This window comes from Aquirufa sp. Wall-65K1 (genome assembly GCF_054558475.1).
Window position 1 is genome coordinate 401834 of record NZ_JBPXKD010000002.1, and the last position, 20112, is coordinate 421945.

Below are 20112 nucleotides of genomic sequence, written 5' to 3' on the forward strand. Positions count from 1 at the left end.
ATCTTAATTCATGGAAAATTCGAGTGAACTATTGGCTTCCTTAGCTGCTACCCGTCATGCTGCCATCTCTTTGGCCATGTCAAGCAGTGAACAAAAAAATGCTATTTTATCAGATTTAGCTCTTTTATTGGAAGAAAATAAATTGGGAGTCATACAAGCCAATGTGCAGGATTTGGCAAATTATGATGCCAACAATCCCATGCGTGATCGACTTTTATTGACTGAGGAGCGAATTCAATCCTTGGCAGATAGTTTACGTGATATCATGTTATTGCCTGATCCATCAGGTCAGGTTATTCTAGAAAAGCAGTTAAAAAACGGTTTGCATTTACGTAAGTTAGCTGTGCCTTTAGGTGTAGTGGGGGTGATTTATGAATCTAGGCCTAATGTCACAATTGATGTGGCCGCTCTGTGTATTCGCTCGGGTAATGCGGCTGTGTTGAGGGGAGGAACAGATGCCTGGCACAGTAATTCCTTTTTAGTTTCCTTGATTCACCAAGCACTGGAAAAAAATGGTTTTTCCACAGATCTAGTTCGCTTATTGCCAACAGATCGTGCTCATGTAAGTACTTTGTTAACGGCCACTAAAGACATTGATGTAATTATCCCAAGAGGTTCTGATGCCCTAATTCAGCGGGTGCGCAGAGAGTCTTTGGTACCCACGATTGAAACCGGGGCTGGTGTGTGTCATACCTACGTAGCCGAATCAGCTGATTTAGCGAAGGCTGTACCCGTGGTCGTTAATGCCAAAGTTACTAGACCTTCGGTTTGTAATTCCTTAGACACCATTGTGATTCATGCGAGTAAATTGACCCGTTTTTTAAGTTTGATTCAAGATGATTTCATTCGCTATCAGGTTAAAATTCATGCCGATGCTCGTTCCTATGCCTTATTAAAAGCCCAGGCTTATCCTTATTTATTCGAAGCTACGGATGAGGATTTTGGTCGTGAGTTTTTGGATTTTGCCTGTTCCATAAAAGTGGTGGATAGCATGGAGGAGGCCATTTTACATATTTCTACTTTTTCATCTCGACATTCTGAGGCCATTATTTCAGAAGATGCGGAAGAGGCCAATTATTTTTTGCAGGCCATTGATGCCGCAGCTGTCTATTGGAATGCATCCACTCGATTTACGGACGGTGGAGTTTTTGAATTGGGAGCTGAGATTGGTATTTCTACTCAAAAATTACATGCCCGTGGCCCGTTTGCGTTGGAGAAATTAGTTACAGAAAAGTGGGTATTAGTAGGAAATGGTCAGGTGAGGTAAACAGGACCAGGTCATTTATTTGATTTCTATTCACTAAAATATATGTCCATGAAGACCTTACTTGTTTTATTGATTTCTAGTCTGTTTTTTCTTTCATGCCAAAATGAAACTACGCAAGTAGAACAGGCGAATAAGGAACTGATCAACCAGTATTTCAACTTATTTAATCAGCATGATTGGAAGGCCTTGTCGGAGATGTATGCTGATACAGCTGAGTTTAAAGACCCGACGTCAGGGATGAAAGTCCTCAAGAAATCCAAAGCTCAATTCATCGAGGAATATTCAGGTTTACAAGAGCAATTTCCGGATGTACATGATCAGGTAGTGAATGTTTATCCATCGGGTGAGCATCATGTGGTAGTTGAGTTTATTTCTACGGGAACAGGTGCTGATCAAAAGAAATTTGAATTGCCCATAGTTGTCATTTTTCGTCTAGAAAATGGGAAAATCGTAGAGGATTTTACCTATTATGATAATTTTTAGACATCCAAATCTGATGCAAAATATTTTATTATAATAATCAGTGAAAGGCTAGTTAAACCACAAGCAAATCCAATAAAAATGGCATTAGACATTTCCCACTTAAATAGTGTAAATCCAATATTCATGGGGATAATTGAGCTTAAAACAATCAATAAACTATCCTTGGGTGACTTTTTATTGTAAATCAATTTTTGTTGACAAAGAGTACACTTCGATGTTTTCAAGCTATACATAGAAATAAAGGTACTTAATTTAATGGTTGATTTGCAACTTGGACATTTGAGTTTGCTTTTCATGATTATTTGTGATTAGGTCATTGAATTAACGTGCCAAAATAAAAAATAAATTGATTTTATCGACTTCTAATTAGTTACTAATGGCTACCTATATCACTTTATTGCGCGGAATCAATGTTTCTGGTCAAAAAATGATCAAGATGCTTGATTTGAAAGCAATGTTGGAATCTTTGGGCTTGCAAGCAGTTCAGACGTATATTCAAAGTGGTAATGTGGTATTTCAGGATGAGCGATATTCAACATCAGAATTAGTTGGACAGATTCAATCTAAGCTATTCGAAACCTTTGGTTTTGAAGTGGATGTACAAGTATTTAGTGCCTCTGCATGGAAACGGATAGTCTCCAATAATCCATTTATTGGCCAAGAAATGGATGAAAGCCAGTTATATGTCAGTTTATTAGCCTCTGAACCAATGGTAGAGAATATTGAAAAACTCGCCAGCTTTATTTTTCAGGAGGAAAGGTATCAGCTCATAGATCAAACCCTTTATTTATACGTTCCTAATGGCTATGGTAAAGCCAAATTGAATAATAATTTTTTAGAAAGTAAATTGAAAGTACCTATCACGACAAGGAATTGGAGGACCATGTTGGCCTTGGCTAACATGATTTAACTCGATCTAATTTATGGCTTGTTATTAATGTAGCCATTATCAGTTTCTTGGTAATATTCGCTTACTGCTTATCCATGCAGGTTTTTGTCTCCCTTTATTTATTTTTTTGAATTCAAATAATTTTTAACATCAAAAAAATTTCACTTTAGTGAAACTTTTTGTCTAATATATGTGACGAATCAATGAAGAAATATCGGCGTGGTAAAATATTCTCCATTGAATTTCATTTTTTTTTAATATCAATCTGATGAAGTAAAAAAAAAGATTTTATGGACTTTTAGATTAATAGAAGAATTGGAGTGGATACCAATTGAGTATTTTAAAAAATTAGTTTCATCTGATGGGATTTATGAAATCAGGATCCAAGTTGGCTCTGATATTTTTAGAATATTTTGTTTTCAAGATGGTTTTTTCATTGTGGTGACACATGCCATTCAAAAGAAATCTCAAAAAATTCATCAACAGGAAATAATGAAAGCAATTAAAATAAAAGGAATTTATGAAAACGAAAAAGAGTGAATTTATCAGCCTAGATCACTTGGTCGAAACTGAATATGGGAAGTCGGGTCAGGCTAGTAGAGATGAATTTGAACTAGGATATCAGGGTTTTAAACTTGGTTTTTTACTGCATGAGGCTAGAAAGCAACAAGGTTTAACCCAAGAAGAATTAGCGCTGAAAGTTGGTACAACAAAATCCTATATTTCAAAAATTGAAAACGACGTAAAAGAGGTACGGTTATCTACCTTGAAAAAGATTGTGGAAATAGGCTTAGGAGGCCATCTTCACATTTCCATTGACATTTAAAATTCGTAATCCAATCCCATTCTTTGTTTCATCTCCACTAATATAGGATGTTTCTCAGAAAGGTATTCGTATTTGTCTGATTGGGTGTACAATACTTTTTTATCACTTTTTTCTTGAATCAGGATATCTAAGACAATGTCAATTTCAAAGTTTTGTAAAGAAGTCCGTAATTGATTTAGAACTTCCATGCGGATGGATTCATTAAACTGTTGAATTTGTAATTCATTTTCAACTTTTAGATGCAATACCGTGCCAATCAATTCAATCGGGCGATTCATCATCACAAACTTATTGATATCTTGATTAGTCTCATACGCTTTGGCAATGCGCATCCATTCGCGACTGATATCAGCTAATTCAAATGCTTTGTTTTCTGCTCCTGTGGTACTAGCAGTCAATAAGGTAGCTTCTTTTTGTTCCGTTTGCTTTGTTTCAACTAGCTTTTTGGCACTACGTAATCCGGTCGCTTGTATGCTTGGTCGGGATGGATTTGTAGAAGGTCCTGCATGGCTGCTCTCGCTTACTTCTGCGGTTTTTTGGGGTATTTCTTGTTGAATAAGCTCCTCTTTGACAGGAACCATATTTTCCTCCTGTGAAATGGGCTCCTCGGTTAATTTAGTGGCATTCTCAATGGGGGGATTGGCCGAAGCCTCAAGCTTTTTTCCAGCACTGTCCTCCACCACAGGTGTTTGCTTAGGCTTGAAAACGGAATTTAAGTAGTTGATTTTCAACAAACTTAAATCCAAATGCAATCTTGGATTCTTGGCCCCTTTGTAATTTACCTCACATTGTGCACAGATATTCATGGCTGAAAGTAAAAATGAGGTACTTGTCAATTCGGCTTGTTTTTTGAACTTTGCCTTACTTTCCTCACTCATTTCCATCAAAGTCAAAGTCTTCGGGTCCTTAGCGTAAAGTAGTAAACGCAAGTGTTCCATCAGCCCTGAAATGAATTGTAATCCATCAAATCCTTTGCGCATAATCTCTTCTATCAGAAGAAGCACGGCAGTATGATTTTGCTCTAATAAATGATCTGTTAGGCTGAAATAATAGTCGCTATCGAGAATATGTAAATTTTCTAAAACAGCTTTATGACGTAAGGTATTGTCCGTTGAAAAGGTGACATTGAGATCAAACATGGACAAGGCGTCACGCAAACCTCCATCTGCCTTGATGGAAATCAATTCCAAGGCGGCTGGTTCCGCCGTGATTTGCTCTTTTTCGGCAATAGATGCTAAGTGCAAAGCCATATCTTGCCATTTGATGCGGTTGAAATCAAAGATTTGACAACGCGATAAAATAGTTGGCAAGATTTTATGCTTTTCCGTCGTAGCCAAGATGAAAATAGCATAGGAGGGAGGTTCTTCTAAGGTTTTTAGAAAGGCATTAAATGCTTGAGCAGAAAGCATATGTACCTCATCTATGATATAGACCTTATACCGGCCACTTTGAGGTGGATAGCGTACTTGATCAATCAAGCTGCGTATGTCATCTACTGAGTTATTGGAAGCCGCATCTAATTCATGAATGGTCAGCGAAGTATTTTCCTGAAATGATTGGCAAGAAGAACAGGTTCCGCAAGCTTCACCCTCAGGAGTTTGATTTTCGCAATTGATTGTTTTAGCTAAAATACGAGCACAGGTAGTTTTACCAACTCCCCTTGGGCCACAAAATAAGAAAGCTTGGGCTAAGTGATTAGACTTTATCGCATTCTTTAATGTGGTGGTAATATGGTTCTGACCAACCACTGAATCAAACAGGGTGGGACGGTATTTTCGCGCAGAAACAATAAAATTTTCCATACTGCAAGTTACAATTTGAGGTCATAAAACCCAAATTGATTTAAGGGATTCGGAGGGTAGCACTTACCGGGAAATGGTCAGTTGGAAAACGGTTAGCCCAGGTCTCTGAATGCGTTGCATGTTGCTCGCATGTCACGCCATTCTTTACAAAAATATAATCAATTTGGCTATTCTCTCTTTCCTCTTTGAAAGCATTGAAGGTATTCTTAGGCCCATAATGGCCTAGCTTACTGATACTTTCCGAATTCGTTAATCTATCTGGGTTCTTCGTATCCACAAGAATTTGGATAGGTTCATCATCGGGTTTGGCATTGAAGTCTCCCAATAAAATAACGGGGCTATTCTGTGCTATTTCTTTGATTTTGGCTAAGACCAATTTGGCACTTTCTCGGCGTGCTACTTTTCCTAAATGGTCAAAATGCGTATTAAAAACGTAGAATTTCTTTTTTGTTTTTAAGTCCTGAAAATGTCCCCAAGTAACCACCCGTCGACAAGCTGCATCCCAACCAAAACCTACTTTATCGCAGGAATCAGATAACCAAAAAGTCTTTTGTTCTAATACTTTAAATTTCTTGGTATTATAGAATAAAGGAGAAAATTCACCTTCTTCCTTGCCATCATCACGCCCACGGCCAAACCAAGCAAAACCCGGTAACCTTTCGGCAAAATCCTTGATTTGATGAATAAAAGCTTCTTGCATGCCAATAATATCGGCTTGGTGATAGCTAACAAGTTCCGCACAATGATCTTTGCGATTAGCCCATTGATTGACACCATCTGACTTGGTATCCATTCGTATATTAAAGGTCATGGCTTTGATTTGTCCTAAACTACTCTGACTAAAAAGTGCCAAAGTGATTAACACAATAGAAAGCTTTTTGAAAATAGACGCTACTTGAGGCCATACACGGTCGTTTTTCCCATTTGTGATTATTAAATCGGCTCCTTCAAGGTATTGTTCTTGACTAGGTTGGTTTTTTACTAATTTCATATTGTCTTCAAAAGTTAATTGGTTTCGTTTTTGTAGTCGTTCCATGCGCTCTTCTAAAGGGCAATCAACAGCTATTATTTGTGAAATATAAGAAGGTTTATTTTTATTCGTCAACAAAGCAGCCTCGTATAATTTAAAGGGAGCTGCACTGGGTTCTTGAGCCCAAACTTGTAAAGCTTCACGAACGGCGGGGTGAATAATATGGTTTAAAGCCGCCAATAAATCATTATTTGATTTTACTTGGCTACGAATATGGTCTCGGTTATAGTTTCCTTGAGGATCAAAACTTTTTGGGCCAAAAATACCGATGATTTTTTGTTGAATGGCTGGATTTGTTTCTATTAAGTGATGAGCAACTTTGTCGGCTTCGAATATGGGAATGCCTAGACATGAAAAAATCCGACAAATGATTGATTTGCCGGATCCCATTCCGCCTGTGATCCCTAATAAAGGTCGTAGGCTTTTATTCATGAGTTTATTCTTCTGTTAAGCGAGAAGAAGCATCTTTTGAAATAGCTGATTTTTCAAAAACCACGCGTACTCCTTTGCTTGAGTCAATTTCTACTACCAAAGTTTTTTCGCGGATGGAAACGACAGTTCCATGTACTCCACCAATGGTTACTACTTTATCACCTGTTTTTAATTCATCAATGAATTTTTTTGCTTCTTTCGCCTTTTTTTGTTGTGGGCGAATCATGAAAAAATAAAACACGACAAAGATTCCACCAAAAAGGAAGATTTGCATGATTTGAGGATTGTTAGCCATAGTTATTAGTTTATTAATTATTTTTTTCTCTGAATTTCTACTTTAAATGCCACCATATTATCAGATGGCATGGTGTTGCAATAGGCCGTCACCGTTTTTTGAACTTTACCTTCCTTCCCTTTGGAATCAAAACTTACTTTGATAAATCCTTTTTTGCCCGGCATAACTAATTCTTTGCTCCACTTGGGGGTTGTACAGCCGCAAGAAGCATTAACTGTCAAAATTTTCAAGGGCATATTCCCCTCATTTTTAAAATGAAAGGTATAAGATATACTATCGCCTTCGGTTATTTTTCCTAAGTAAACCATAGGCTGGTCAAATTTCATAACAGGGTGCTTTTCAATGGATGGTCTTAATTCCATTGGAATTGATTCCTCCGTTGAATTTCTAGCCTCTTTTTGCTTATTAGTACAAGCGAGGAGGCTACATAAGCACAAGGCAATGAAATACTTCATCTTAAGGCTTTGCTTTAATCTGACTCATCATTTTCTCCACATCCTCCAACAATTTTTCGGCTTTTACTTTGGTGTCATTGACAACCTTTTTGCCTTCAGATTTAGCTAATGTTTCAGGAACTTCTTTCCCTTCCACAATATCATTGATCAATTGTCTCAATTGCTCTCTGTATTTGTTAAGCTGAAAATATAATTTATTTCTTGTATTCTCACCTTTATCAGGGGCATATAAAATTCCGATAATAGCACCTGTGGCAGCTCCTACGACAAATGCCCAAAAGGATTTTGATGATCTACTCATATTATTTGCTAGCTATGTCGATTAATCCTCGACCTGATTTAGTAATTATTTTCTCGTTGATCAACCTCAGTGAAATTACATCTAATATACCATTGATGAATTGACCTGATTTAGGGGTTGAGTAATTTTTAGCTAATTCAATGTACTCGTTAATACTTACTTTAACGGGTATGCTGGAAAATTTAATCATCTCAGTTAAGGCCATTTTCAATAAAATGAAATCAGCCATGGCAAGACGATCAGACTCCCAATTTTTTGTTTGATCCCCAATCCAATGAACCAAATCTTTGTCGTTTTGGATTGTACTTTCAAACAACTCTTCGAAGAAAATTTTATCATCTTCCCACTGAAGAGCTAAGGGCTGTAAACTTAAATCTTCTAAAGCATCCACTTTGAAAGTTTTAGTCGATAAGCTTTTAACTACATCCTTATTAAGATGCCAATTTAAATCTTTTTCTTCAAAATACTCGGTCATACTCGAGTGTTTTAGAATAAATGTTTTTAAAATATAGCGAATCATTTCGATGTCATCATCAAAGCTTTTACCGGCATTGGGTAGGTAGTCAACAAATGTTTGATCCAATAAAATGACATCCAAAAATAATTTCTTGATTCTATTTTCTTCATCTTCGGACCATCCAATATGTTGGTCTTCAAAAGCTTGTTGTAGAGCTTTCCATTTTGGCATGATGGCTAAAACCTTATTTTTACTTAACTGTGAGGTCTTGATTGGATTCTCTAATAAACGTCGGTTTTCATCCCAAACGGCTATGTCAGACAAATGTTGGAGATAAAAAAGGATTTTTAAGTATTGTTTGTAGATGGACTCGACCTCCTTTACCATGTCCTTTTTTAACTTTTCAGCAATTTTCTTGGTATTGTTGAGGTAGGTCTTATAAACCGACTTCGCCGCGGCCATGGATTCAGGGGGGATGCTTTCTTCGCTGGGGATTTCTTGGAAAAACTCGTTTAATTGGATCTCAGCCAATTTCTTTAGGCCTTCTAGTCGGGGAGCTTGTTCTTCCTTTGCGACCATGAGTGATAAATCTGGCTGAAAAATGACAGCTAATTCGTCAAAAGCCAATTGATATTGGGCACGTTCTTGCGTGTTGTAAGCATACAGTTGCTGAAATGCTTTCACCCGAAGTAATCTCCTGTTTACCATCCGAAAATAAAGAGCGTTCTTGTTGTTTGAAACACAAAATTAAGGATTTTAATTGATAAAGATTCTATCTTTGTTAGAAGTAAATTAAGCATGGGCGCACTAAGTCACCTCAATCAATATTTTTGGAAGTATAAATGGCTGCTATTCCTTGGTATCCTGTTTACTTTTTGTTCCAATTTTTTCGGGGTAGTTCCAGCACAATTGGTTCGCTATGCATTGGATTTAGTGACAGAGACCATAGACGTTTATTTTCTATTTAAACAATTCTCCCTTCAAGGCGCCTTTTATGAGGTTTTTGCAGCTACTTTATTCTTTTATGGTGGACTTATTATCTTAATGGCCTTTATCAAAGGTGTCTTTTTGTTCATGGTCCGCCAAACACTCATTGTGATGTCTCGACATATCGAATACGATATGAAGAATGAAATTTACGCCCATTATCAAACCTTACCTTTGTCCTTTTATAGAAAGCAGAACACAGGAGATTTAATGGCCCGTATCTCTGAGGATGTCAGTAAAGTACGTATGTACGTAGGTCCCAGTGTGATGTATGGTTTGAACCTTATTTGTGTGTTTGTTTTGGTAATTTATTATATGTGGCATGTCAATCAAACCTTGATGTGGTACGTGTTATTACCTCTGCCGATACTTTCTGTGAGTATATATTATGTCAATTCCTTGGTCTTAAGAAAATCAGAAGAAATTCAAGCAGGCTTGTCCACGATATCAACCTTTGCCCAGGAGGCCTTTTCAGGGATTCGGGTTTTGAAGTCATTTGTTCGAGAAAAGGAGTCGGTTCAAGCATTTGCTGAGGCATCTGCCAATTACCGCAAGAAGTCTTTAGACTTAGTTCAAGTTGATTCATTATTTACCCCATTAATTTCTTTATTGGTGGGTTTTTCCACGTTGTTGGTGGTTTATGTGGGCTCCCAAGAAGTGATGGCAGGCAGAATCTCGGTGGGGAATATCACCGAGTTTATCATGTACGTATTCATGCTGACTTGGCCCGTGACAGCCTTGGGCTGGACTAGTTCTCAAATTCAGCGAGCTGCAGCTTCACAAGCTCGGATCAATGAATTTTTACAGGTTAAATCAGAATTGGTAACAGGTAAACAAATTCGCCAAAAAATTCAAGGTCGTTGGACCTTTGAGCATGTAGATTTTATGTATCCCGGTACAGATCGACTTGTTTTGAAAGATATTCATCTTGAAATTGAACTAGAGGAGTCGGTAGCCTTATTGGGTACCACTGGTTCAGGAAAAAGTACGATAGCCGCATTAATGGCTCGGTTTTATGATCCTTCGGCGGGTCGAATCTTGTTGGATGGTATCGATTTGAAAGATTGGGATATGGAATGGGTTCGAACTGACTTAGGTTTTGTGCCTCAAGATGTCTTTTTGTTCTCCACAAGCATTGCCGAGAATATTCGTTTTGGGAAGTCGGATTTAAGTCAAGATCAATTGGAGCAAGCCGCCAAATATGCTGATGTATATGAAAACATCATGGAATTTCCTGATCGTTTTGAAACGGTTTTGGGAGAAAGGGGAGTGACTTTATCGGGTGGACAAAAACAACGGGTATCTTTGGCTAGGGCTTTGGCCAAAAATCCAGGAATGCTGGTGCTAGATGATTGCTTATCGGCCGTAGACACGCAAACAGAGCATAAAATATTAAATCACCTGAAACACATCATGGAAGGTAAAACGTGTGTGATTATTTCACACCGGGTATCTTCTGCCAAATTAGCGAAAAGGGTTTTTGTTTTGCATGATGGACAGATCGTAGAACAAGGAACCCACACTACTTTAATGAAGAAGAAGGGTAGTTATTACGAATTATACCAGCAACAATTAAATCAGAAAAAGCAGGAATTAGAGCAAGTTACCACTCAATCGAATTAATTCAATTTCAGCAGTTTTTGCAGCAAATTTAGCTTCAATTAATCGGGTTTCAGCCGCAACTGCATTTCTTTGCACTTCTCTTAATTCATAGGAAGTAGCTATACCTACTTTAAAACGGTCAAAGGCAATATCGATGTTTTGCTTAGCAATGCTGTAATTTTCTGTTTCTAGGTTAATTAAATTCAAAGCATTTTCATAATTCCCATAGGCTCTCTCAATATTCGAAATCAAGTTGTTTTTTAAATCAGCAATTTGCAAATCTGCGATTTCGGCATTGATTTTGGCATTTTGAATTCGACGCTTTTGGTTACTACCATCAAATATGTTGATGGTGGCACGAATACCGTAATTCATGACATCACTACTTCCTTTCGCAACCCCAAATCCAGCTCCGTTATTAACCGTATTGTAGTTGTAGCCTGCTAATAAATCTACCACGGGTTGTTGTTGGCTTTGTAGGCTTTTGATGTCTAATTCCGCTACTTTTTTGTTGAGCAAAGCAGAAATCAAACTAGGGTTTTGTTGAAGAGCTTGATTTTTCAATTCTTCTAATTTCAATTTAGGTAGTAAATCTATCGCCGGAATAACATTGAAATCAGCTAGGTGATCCCTCACTAAAAGCGTATTGAAATTAATTTTAGTACTTAGGAATGATTGCTCCTGAGCTAATAAAAGAGCTTTATCTTCATTGAAATCTACCTGAGCTGAGTAAAAATCTACTTTTGAACCTTGACCAACCTCAAAACGATCCTTTGCAAGTTTAAGTCGGTCATTCGATATTTCTAATCCTTTTTTGAAATTGTTTACTCGTAAATCTTGACGAATGATGTCATAATATGAAGAGCTTATTAAGGCGATTAAATTTTCAATAGTGGCTTCAGTTTGTTTGGCACCCAAGTTTTGTAATTCCTTGAATCGATCTCTCAGGATGAACATGCCTTTTCCATCATATAAGGTCCAAACCATTGCAAGACCTGTATTGGATGAATTTGAATTAACACCTGATTGAACCAAAGGAGGTCGAATTCCACCAAAAAATTCCTGATTTAGGCCCGAAACCGTATAGTTTTTATTGAAGTTACCGGTTATGGTTGGTAAAAATCCAGCATTACCGAGGGTATTGTCGTTAAGAGCTTGTTTTTCTCTTTTCTTGGCAACTTGTATCGAAAAGTGGTTCTGTAATCCTTGTTGAATGGCATCTTCCAAACTCAAGTTTTTTTGAGCTTGGGTTGGAAAAATACTCACGGAAAGTACAAAAAGGAGGCTAAAGCTTAGGCCTGATATCTTCATAGGTAATCTATTTGGCATATATAATTAACAAACATAGTGATTTTGATGCATTTTCCGATACTTATACCACACAAGTACCCATAGCTATTTTGCTCTGTTTTTCCCTATTTTTGTTTTATGCCTACACTCGAAATATCTCAAATCTATATTTATCCCATTAAATCCTTGGGAGCCATATCCCTAAGGGAGGCCCAGGTAGAAATTCAAGGCTTAGTAGGAGATCGCCGATTTATGTTGGTTTCTGCCGATGGAAAGTTTATCACCCAACGCACACGTCCAGATTTAACTCGCTTTCAGTTGAGACTTCGGGATGAAGGTTTTTTAGTTGAGGACAAGCTGACGGGTATAAGTAAATTATTACATCCAAGCGTTGAACTTGGAAATTCAATGTTGGTGGAAATTTGGGAGGATCAATTGGAGGCAAGAATTGTTTTGGAAGATTGGTCAGAATGGTTTAGTCAACTACTGCAAGAGAAAGTCTATTTAGTTCATTTAAGCCATGACTCTCCTCGCCTGATGAAGGAGAAATACCAAACAAGCTTAGCGAAGGATAGTTCATTTGCTGATGCTTTACCCATTTTACTTTGCTCCGAAGCCTCATTTGAGGCATTAGAGAAGCAAATGGAGCAATCTGTAGACCGATTGCGTTTTCGGGCGAATATCATTGTAAAAGGAGCTGCTGCATTTGAGGAAGATACTTGGAGACAAATACGCATTCAAGATATTCAATTATTCGGAGCTAAGCCCTGTGCAAGATGTCAATTGATCACAGTAGATCCGAAAAAGGGCACAATTCAAAAAGAGGTCATGGGGGCACTTTCTCAAATTCGAAAAATAGGCAATAAGGTATATTTTGGTCAGCAATTTGTTCCTGAAAGTTTAGGGAAAATCGCAGTGGGAGAACATATTCAAGTCCTTACCTATCAAGATGCGGCTTATTAAACTTGTTCACTTTTTAAGTTTAGATGTTGTTTTGGGCAGTCTTGCTTTTCAAGCACTTTTGCATCAAATTTTATTGGGAGAAATGCCTACCTGGGCGGAACAAATTTCTTTGGCTTGTTCTGTTTGGGGAATTTACCTCATTGATCGAATGATCGATCGTAAAAAAGAAGCTTCATCTGATGAAAGGCATGTTTTTCAAACGCAACATATTCCCATGATTAAAATTATATTGTTGTTTTTAGGACTGTTGGGTGTTTTTAGCCTTCGAGAATTACCTGTTGGGTTGATTTATTTTGGAATATGTTTGTGCTTAGCCATGTTGATTTATTGGCTTTTGTGGTATTATGGGGTATGGAATAGGATTTTGGGCAGTAAAGAGCTGGCTACAGCTTTCCTCTATACCTTGGGAGTGGGTGCAAGTACGTTTTATAGGATACCAGGCACTATGTGGGCACTTTTCCTTGGGCTGGGCTTATTTCTGCTCGTATTTCAAAATTTAGCGATGTTTACGATGTGGGAACTTAGTCAAAATAATCAAGCTTTGGCCAGCGTATTTTCATGGAAAAGAACTTTAATAGGAGTGGAGGTGCTTTTTTTAGTACTATTACTAGTTGTGTTATTTTATGGAGATAAAAAAATCGCTTTTTTGCCATTTGCCATTACATTTGCCATACAAACTTGGATTCATTATTTTTCAAAAGACAAGCAAGGTTCCCGTATGTGGGGAGAACTAGCTTATTGTAGCCCCATTTTGTATTTCGCCTATGAGTTTTTTTCAAAATAAGGACGCTTACAGCGCATTAAAGTTTCCTGAGTTTCGTGCCTTTATTGTGGGCAATACCTTATTTACGATGGCCCTGTTAATGCAGGAGGTTATTGTATCTTATGAAATATACAAGATTACCCACAACCCTTTGGCCCTGGGTTTAATAGGTCTAGCAGAAGTGATACCTTACATTTCTTTAGCACTTTTTGGGGGCCATTATGCGGATAACCGAGATAAGCGAAAGATTATGCAAATTTCCTTATCGGTCATCATCTTAGGCTCATTTCTTTTGTTGTATTCTAGCCTTCAATTAGACTCTCAAAGTCCTGATGTTCATATCTATACTATTTATTTTGTGATTTTTCTGATTGGACTTTCAAAAGGATTTTTTAGTCCAGCGGCTTCTTCCTTAAATCCCTTTTTGGTTCCCAAAGAAGTATTTGCTAACGCGGCAACTTGGAATAGTTCTTTTTGGCAATTGGGGGCAATTTTAGGGCCTGGTATGGCTGGTTTTCTTTATGCTTATTTAGGTTTAGCCGGTTCTTTGGAAACAGTGATTGTATTTTTATTGGGGGTAATGACTTGTTTGTTTTTTATCAAGAAAAGGCCCGTTCCTCCCAAGGCAAAAACGCATGAATCTATTTGGCAAAGTTTAAAAGAGGGTATCGTTTATGTATTTAAAACAAAGATTATCCTGTATGCCATTTCCTTAGATTTGTTCTCCGTTCTATTTGGAGGAGTGATTGCCATATTGCCCATTTTTGCAGAGGATATTTTGAAAGTGGGAGCGGAGGGATTAGGTATTTTGAGAGCCGCCCCCTCCATAGGTGCCTTATTATCCATGGCTTTTATGATTTATTATCCTCCGCTGGAAAAAGCTTGGCGTAATTTACTGATAGCTATTGCCGGATTTGGGGTGGCCACCCTTGTGTTTGGCATTTCCACCAATTTTTGGTTATCTGTTTTGGCTTTGTTTTTTACCGGCGCATTTGATTCGGTGAGTGTCGTCATCCGACAAACCGTGCTACGTTTTTATACTCCTGATGAAATGCGGGGAAGAGTTTCCTCGGTTAACGGAATATTTGTAAGCTCTTCCAATGAATTGGGTGCTTTTGAATCCGGTTTGATGGCTAAATTATTGGGTACAGTTCCTTCTGTCTTGCTTGGTGCTACAGCTACGCTAGTAATAGTCAGCTTGGTGGCCATCAATTCCAAAGACTTACTGAAATTGAAAGTGGCTAAAAAGATAGAATCTGAGGATTAGCTTATATGGGCTTCTTGGGCTAATCTAGCTTTTTCTTCAGCTTCCTCTTTATCTTTTCTAGCTTTGATTTGCTCTGGCCAATGCTTTAATACTTCTGCAATTTGTTTTTTGCTGTTCTGTGCCCATTGAATGTCTTCAATTTTACGAATGGGTTCCGCATTTTCGCCCAATAAAGCAGGCATGATTTTGAGAAAATAGTCCTTTAATTTTAAATCACCTTTTTTGCTTTTGGAAACTATCAAACTCGCTTCGCAATTGAAGAGAGAAACTAGGCCGTCAGATGTGTTTCCTTCCGAGAAATAAAAATGATCTAAATTATGTATATCAATCAATTCGGTTGAAATTAATTGAGCTCCTTGGTAATGTAATGTTTTGAGTGACCCCTCATTCACCACGACAAATGAAATACGCTGTTTTCCTGATTTCTCGGCAAAGTAATCACCAATGGATTGAAAAATATTACGCTTAGGTAATTGAATCACTCCTATACCAACCCAATGGGAAGGAAGTTCTGAACGAAGAAAAGATAAAGATGTAGGAAGAGAATGGTTCATAGGTATGGCAATTTGAAAACGAAATTAAAGAAAGATTGGCTTTTGTCAAACCTAAATTAAAGTCGGATTTTCGGCTTAGGTAATTCGAAAAACATAGTAAATGGCTGAAACCAAGCATGTATGGTTTCAAAGCCAGATTTATTAAGAGTATAGACAAGGAATTGTCCATTCTTACTGAAATCGATAAGCTGAGCTTGTTTCAATAAATCCAAATGATGAGAAATACTAGGCTTCGTCATGTTGAATTGCTGCGCAATTGTCCCTGCATTTTGAGGGCCATGGGTCAAAAAGCGAAGTATTTCTCTTCGAGTTGGATCATTGATTGCCTTGAATACAATATCCATAATATTTTAAATAATTAAACAAATATTTAAATATAAAGGTAGTATTCCAAATTTTCGATGGAATTATCCTTTGTCTTCCTTTCGATAAGCCTCAATTAATTTTACCTCACCGTCCTTACCAGGATAGAAATTTCCGTGTTCCATTCCCAATACACCAGTATAACCTTTCTTTCTTAGGTGCTTAAAAATGTTGGCATGGTTTACCTCACCTGTGGTAGGTTCTTTTCTGCCTGGATTATCCCCAATCTGCATGTAGGCGATTTCTTCCCAGCATAAATCCATATTTGCAATCATGTTTCCTTCATTGCGCTGCATGTGATACATGTCAAATAAAATCTTACAAGCAGGACTGCCTACAGCTCTGCAAATCATATACGTTTGATCTGAATAGCGTAAGAATAAATCGGGATTATCACTTAATGGCTCTAAAACCATTGTTAAATTATGGGGTTCAAAAATTTCGGCTCCACGTTTTAGGTTATCAATCACATGGCCAGTTTGAATACCTAGTGGTAGTTTACGGCTGAAATTTCCTGGGACAACAGTCATCCATTTGGCATTACAGCGTTTGGCTGTTTCAACCGCCGTTTTACATGCTTTCAAAAACATTTCCGTAGCTTCTTTTTTGCCAGTGGTCATGTGTTGGGTATCAAAAAAGCCATCAAATTTAACCACAAAAACACCCATGGTCATACCTAGTTTAGTCAATGTATCACCGATTTTCGCTTGAAGCTCAGGGCTTTTAGCCATCATATCATTGTCTTCCAAGGCACGAAATCCCATTTCATGCATGAATTTTAATTGGTCTATTTCATCATTTCCAGCATGATTTTTAAACATGCCAAAATGGGGGGCATACTTTAAACTAAAAGGAGGTTCTGCAGCTAGGCTGTGTAATTGACTCGATGAAGCAGCTAAAGTAGGCTGGCTACTTGTAATACCTGCTCCTAATAAGCTTCCGCCCATCATTTGGGCAAAGGAACGACGATCCATGTTTATTTCTTTTTTAAGGTAGTTAAATATTCGACAAGGTTGACTAAATCTGTGGTGCTCATAGCATCAGCTAATCCTTCTGGCATCATGGAATTAGGTAATTGTTTGACTGATTTCAAAGCGGAGGTTTTGAAATTCTGAATGGTACCTCCTGGTAATTTTAAAATGATATCTGTTTCATTTTTTGAACTGATTATTCCTTGATGGCTTTCTCCTGATTTGGTTAAAATTTCATAGGTTTCATAGCCAAAGTTTATTCCTGCATTTGGATGTAAAATCGAAACATACATGCCATCGCGAGATAATTTTGAACCAATCTCAGTCAGTTTAGGGCCAAAATCAATACCTTCTTGGTATACTTGGTGACACATCGAGCATTGGTTTACAAATACCTTAATTCCTGCTTGCGCATTTCCTTTTTGACTCAATAAGGTATTTAAATCAGGATGTTTGGTTTTGGTATTTGTACTACTTCCACCTAGGTAAGAATTAGCTTCCATCCGAACCGCTTTTTTCCAGGTTCTACTTACGCTTTCCACCACGGATGGAATAAATTCGGCACTTACTTTTTTATTTTTTAAGATATCCAGCACAAAATTCTCCCCATTGGCAGAATTGCCTAAACTCCTTGCGGCTTCTTTTCTAATGCTCATAGGCAGGTTTTTCTGATTCATGGCATCAAATAATAGCGATAAAGTACTTGGTTGTCCAATCCAACGAATGGATTCAATGATGGCTTTTTGTTGGTCTTCATTACCTTTTTGGAATGTTTGGGTAATTAGCTCAGCACCACCTGCTAATTTATACATGATGGAGCCCGCTTTTCTGCTTTGTTTGCCAGCCAAAATCATTTGAAGGACTTTTCCTTTCTCTTCCTGCAGCTCATATTTTTCTACTAATTCCAAGTACTCATTTTCTGAGGTCTTAGGAAGTAAATCACGTAATACCTTTTTGGCATCAGGGTTGGAAGATATGAAAGACGGGTTGATATGCCTTAAGCCAACTAGCTGAGCCTCTGTTTGTCCCTGAAAGTTTTTAGCAATTAAATCAATCAGCATGCCTGATTTTTTATCGCTTGGAATAAAATCGAGTGCTCTGAAATAGCGAAGTTTTTGAGATAAATCCTGATTGCTTTTTAATTCATTAAAAATATGGGGTAAAGCTATTTCAGTTCTTGACCTCCATATGACATCTTGGAATGCCAGCGAATTGGCATTAGGAGATGTGGCCAAATAAGCTTGTAATCGGGTATTCCAATGTCCATCGGCTCCTATGCCTAATGCTTCTAAATACCAACGATCTTGACCTTGGTGCTGTTGAGCTAAGAGTGCCCAAATCGCATCTGCTTGTTGATCATGGATATGGCGTAAGGCAATGGCCAGTTCTCTACGAACTTGTGGATTTTCATCTTTAGCCCAAATGGAAGCCCATTCTTTCCATTGATTAAAATTTGACCTTTTGGCCTGACGAATTGCCATCATTCGAATATCTGAATTGGCATCTTTGGCCGCTAAAGTCAAATATTTTTGAGCTTGACTAGTTTTCATTAGCGCCCAGAAAGCACGCGCTTTCATGCGTGGATTCGGATTGTTTTGATAAGAATTTTCTAAGGCAGCTTCAGCGGATTTGCCCCAGCTCATTAATTTTTTAAAAGCTAAGTACCTTTGAGCCAAATTGGGGTTTTCTAAGGCTTTGATGGCATTTTCAGGAGAACTTAGGCTCATGGCTTTTACCTGATAGGCATGTCCTTTGGGAGCAACTCGATAAATTCTACCACGCGTTTGATCCCCAGCTTGATGTCCCCCGACACCCGGATCGTACCAATCTGCTATAAATAAAGATCCATCTGGAGCGGCCGTCACATCTGCTGGTCTAAACCATTGGTCATTTACACCTTCTACCAGGGGCAAGATACTAGCTTCAAAACCAGCACCTTGGGCCTTGACAGGATAACTTCGCACCACATTAGGGCCAGCGTCACAATGTATCATTTGATTTTGGAATGCTTTGGGTAAAAGATTTCCTTCATATAAAATCATTCCTGTTGGCGAGCCTGAGCCTGTTTGCAATAAATTGGGAACCACACCTGGGTCATTTAAGTGCCAATGTCTTCTCGGAATTTCAGGTTCAATATTGGTTCGATTAGCCGACCAGCCTGCGTCACTTATTTCATCGCGATATCCATAGTTCCCATGCTCCATTACAAAATTGATGCGCACTCCTTTGTTCCCGTCATCATCATTATCAGATTGCCAAAGTCCTCCATAAGAATCAACGGCCACTTCGTAATTGTTTCTGAAATTATGACCTAATACTTCTACTTGGGAACCATCTATATTGCAGCGGAAGACCATGCCTTGTTTGTATTTTTTGGGTCCAATGGGGTCTCCATCCTGATCCAATACAGCTTTACCTTGAGCGTCTAATAATTGTCCACCTTCATTTCCAAAGTTGAAATACAGTTTTCCATCAGGGCCAAAAGTAAAAGCATGGGCTCCATGGTCATGTTGCTCTCCTCCAATTCCTTGAAACATCACTTCTTTACGATCCGCTTTTCCATCTCGGTTGTCATCAAACATTTTCCAGATGTAGGGACTTTGCGATACAATGACCATGGAATCCAATACGGCTATGCCCAAAGGAGCATTTAATTCGGGTGATTGGTAGAATATTTTTCTGGAATCTGCTTTCCCATCACCATTGGTATCTTCTAAAATCAATACCCGGTCTCCGAGTGAATTCGTAGGGTTTCCATTGATATTAGGGCGATAGTTATAAGCTTCTACTACCCATACACGGCCTTGTGCATCCACATCGATATTGGTGGGATTTTGAAGCATCGGTTCAGAGGCAAATAAGGTAATCTCTAATTCAGGATGTATTTTTAAGCCTTTTAGGGCATTTTCAGTCTGTCTTTTTTGTGATTCAGTTAAGGAATCTAATAAGGTTTGTCCCCAGCGGGCCGATTGGTTTTTGTAAAAAGAGGATGCAAATAATAAGGCAAAAAGGGAAATTGCCGTTAAAAAAATAGGCTTTTTAGAAGATGTCCAATTCATGAGTTTATGGTTTTCCGTAGAATACCCATAAATTTCAATTAAAACCCTGTAAAATC

At 38.0% G+C, this 20112-nt stretch carries 19 protein-coding genes and 1 pseudogene; 9 read left to right on the plus strand and 11 right to left on the minus strand.

Translation table 11 applies throughout. The features are described 5' to 3' along the window. Positions 1 to 10 precede the first annotated feature (10 nt). From ACST15_RS04990 to ACST15_RS05010, 5 genes and pseudogenes are all read left to right on the plus strand, one after another. Complete coding sequence (locus ACST15_RS04990) at positions 11 to 1267, plus strand: glutamate-5-semialdehyde dehydrogenase (RefSeq protein WP_459453577.1); 1257 nt, start codon at positions 11 to 13, stop codon at positions 1265 to 1267. Between the two features lie 48 nt (positions 1268 to 1315). Then, complete coding sequence (locus ACST15_RS04995) at positions 1316 to 1750, plus strand: nuclear transport factor 2 family protein (RefSeq protein WP_459453578.1); 435 nt, start codon at positions 1316 to 1318, stop codon at positions 1748 to 1750. A gap of 376 nt (positions 1751 to 2126) precedes the next feature. Then, positions 2127 to 2660 (plus strand): DUF1697 domain-containing protein, encoded by a 534-nt coding sequence (locus ACST15_RS05000; protein WP_459453579.1) that lies wholly within the window; start codon positions 2127 to 2129, stop codon positions 2658 to 2660. Between the two features lie 255 nt (positions 2661 to 2915). Next, positions 2916 to 3179, plus strand: a pseudogene (locus ACST15_RS05005) (type II toxin-antitoxin system RelE/ParE family toxin); the annotation flags it as partial. Further along, the gene (locus ACST15_RS05010) at positions 3160 to 3465 is read left to right on the plus strand and encodes a helix-turn-helix domain-containing protein (protein ID WP_459453580.1); all 306 of its coding nucleotides are present in this window, start codon (positions 3160 to 3162) and stop codon (positions 3463 to 3465) included. The pseudogene ACST15_RS05005 and the gene ACST15_RS05010, both read left to right, overlap by 20 nt. Here the strand turns inward: ACST15_RS05010 and ACST15_RS05015 are convergent. The 6 genes from ACST15_RS05015 to nusB are packed head-to-tail and all read right to left on the minus strand — an operon-like array spanning position 3462 to position 8921. Beyond that, entirely contained in the window at positions 3462 to 5267 is a 1806-nt protein-coding gene (locus ACST15_RS05015) for a DNA polymerase III subunit gamma/tau (RefSeq protein ID WP_459453582.1), read from the minus strand. The genes ACST15_RS05010 and ACST15_RS05015 overlap by 4 nt on opposite strands. A gap of 40 nt (positions 5268 to 5307) precedes the next feature. After that, positions 5308 to 6729 carry a dephospho-CoA kinase gene (gene coaE, locus ACST15_RS05020; protein ID WP_459453583.1) on the minus strand — a complete coding sequence of 474 codons (1422 nt, stop codon included), beginning with the start codon at positions 6727 to 6729 and terminating at the stop codon, positions 5308 to 5310. 4 nt (positions 6730 to 6733) lie between these two features. Beyond that, a complete protein-coding gene (yajC, locus tag ACST15_RS05025; RefSeq protein WP_109323432.1) occupies positions 6734 to 7024 on the minus strand; it encodes a preprotein translocase subunit YajC in 291 nt (96 codons plus the stop codon). A 17-nt stretch (positions 7025 to 7041) separates the two neighbouring features. Continuing rightward, positions 7042 to 7479: a DUF1573 domain-containing protein gene (locus ACST15_RS05030; protein WP_459453584.1), complete on the minus strand. Its 438-nt coding sequence runs from the start codon at positions 7477 to 7479 to the stop codon at positions 7042 to 7044. A 1-nt stretch (position 7480) separates the two neighbouring features. Beyond that, positions 7481 to 7780, minus strand: a complete 300-nt coding sequence (locus ACST15_RS05035; protein WP_459453586.1) for a YtxH domain-containing protein — start codon at positions 7778 to 7780, stop codon at positions 7481 to 7483. A 1-nt stretch (position 7781) separates the two neighbouring features. Further along, positions 7782 to 8921, minus strand: a complete 1140-nt coding sequence (nusB, locus tag ACST15_RS05040) for a transcription antitermination factor NusB (protein WP_459453587.1) — start codon at positions 8919 to 8921, stop codon at positions 7782 to 7784. Positions 8922 to 9035: 114 nt separating this feature from the next. On the opposite strand from nusB, the gene ACST15_RS05045 reads away from it, so the two are divergent. Then, a complete protein-coding gene (locus tag ACST15_RS05045) occupies positions 9036 to 10847 on the plus strand; it encodes an ABC transporter ATP-binding protein (protein WP_459453589.1) in 1812 nt (603 codons plus the stop codon). On the opposite strand, the gene ACST15_RS05050 is transcribed toward ACST15_RS05045, so the two are convergent. Next, on the minus strand, positions 10818 to 12137 hold the full coding sequence (locus ACST15_RS05050) for a TolC family protein (RefSeq protein ID WP_459453590.1): 1320 nt from the start codon (positions 12135 to 12137) through the stop codon (positions 10818 to 10820). The genes ACST15_RS05045 and ACST15_RS05050 overlap by 30 nt on opposite strands. Before the next feature lie 117 nt (positions 12138 to 12254). Between ACST15_RS05050 and ACST15_RS05055 the strand changes: the two genes are divergently transcribed. The 3 genes from ACST15_RS05055 to ACST15_RS05065 are packed head-to-tail and all read left to right on the plus strand — an operon-like array spanning position 12255 to position 15109. Continuing rightward, the gene (locus ACST15_RS05055) at positions 12255 to 13079 is read left to right on the plus strand and encodes an MOSC domain-containing protein (protein WP_459453591.1); all 825 of its coding nucleotides are present in this window, start codon (positions 12255 to 12257) and stop codon (positions 13077 to 13079) included. Beyond that, entirely contained in the window at positions 13066 to 13863 is a 798-nt protein-coding gene (locus ACST15_RS05060) for a hypothetical protein (RefSeq protein ID WP_459453592.1), read from the plus strand. Before ACST15_RS05055 ends, ACST15_RS05060 begins: the two co-directional genes overlap by 14 nt. Then, a complete protein-coding gene (locus ACST15_RS05065; RefSeq protein WP_459453593.1) occupies positions 13844 to 15109 on the plus strand; it encodes an MFS transporter in 1266 nt (421 codons plus the stop codon). Before ACST15_RS05060 ends, ACST15_RS05065 begins: the two co-directional genes overlap by 20 nt. On the opposite strand, the gene ACST15_RS05070 is transcribed toward ACST15_RS05065, so the two are convergent. The 4 genes from ACST15_RS05070 to ACST15_RS05085 all read right to left on the minus strand — a co-directional run bounded on the left by ACST15_RS05070 (position 15106) and on the right by ACST15_RS05085 (position 20056). Then, positions 15106 to 15663 carry a hypothetical protein gene (locus ACST15_RS05070; RefSeq protein ID WP_459453595.1) on the minus strand — a complete coding sequence of 186 codons (558 nt, stop codon included), beginning with the start codon at positions 15661 to 15663 and terminating at the stop codon, positions 15106 to 15108. The two genes, ACST15_RS05065 and ACST15_RS05070, sit on opposite strands and share 4 nt — an antisense overlap. Before the next feature lie 56 nt (positions 15664 to 15719). Beyond that, positions 15720 to 16007, minus strand: coding sequence for an autorepressor SdpR family transcription factor (locus ACST15_RS05075; RefSeq protein ID WP_459453596.1), 288 nt, complete (start codon positions 16005 to 16007; stop codon positions 15720 to 15722). Between the two features lie 63 nt (positions 16008 to 16070). Next, a complete protein-coding gene (locus tag ACST15_RS05080) occupies positions 16071 to 17000 on the minus strand; it encodes a hydroxypyruvate isomerase family protein (protein ID WP_459453597.1) in 930 nt (309 codons plus the stop codon). A gap of 2 nt (positions 17001 to 17002) precedes the next feature. Further along, positions 17003 to 20056, minus strand: coding sequence for a PVC-type heme-binding CxxCH protein (locus ACST15_RS05085; RefSeq protein ID WP_459453598.1), 3054 nt, complete (start codon positions 20054 to 20056; stop codon positions 17003 to 17005). Between the last annotated feature and the right edge of the window lie 56 nt (positions 20057 to 20112).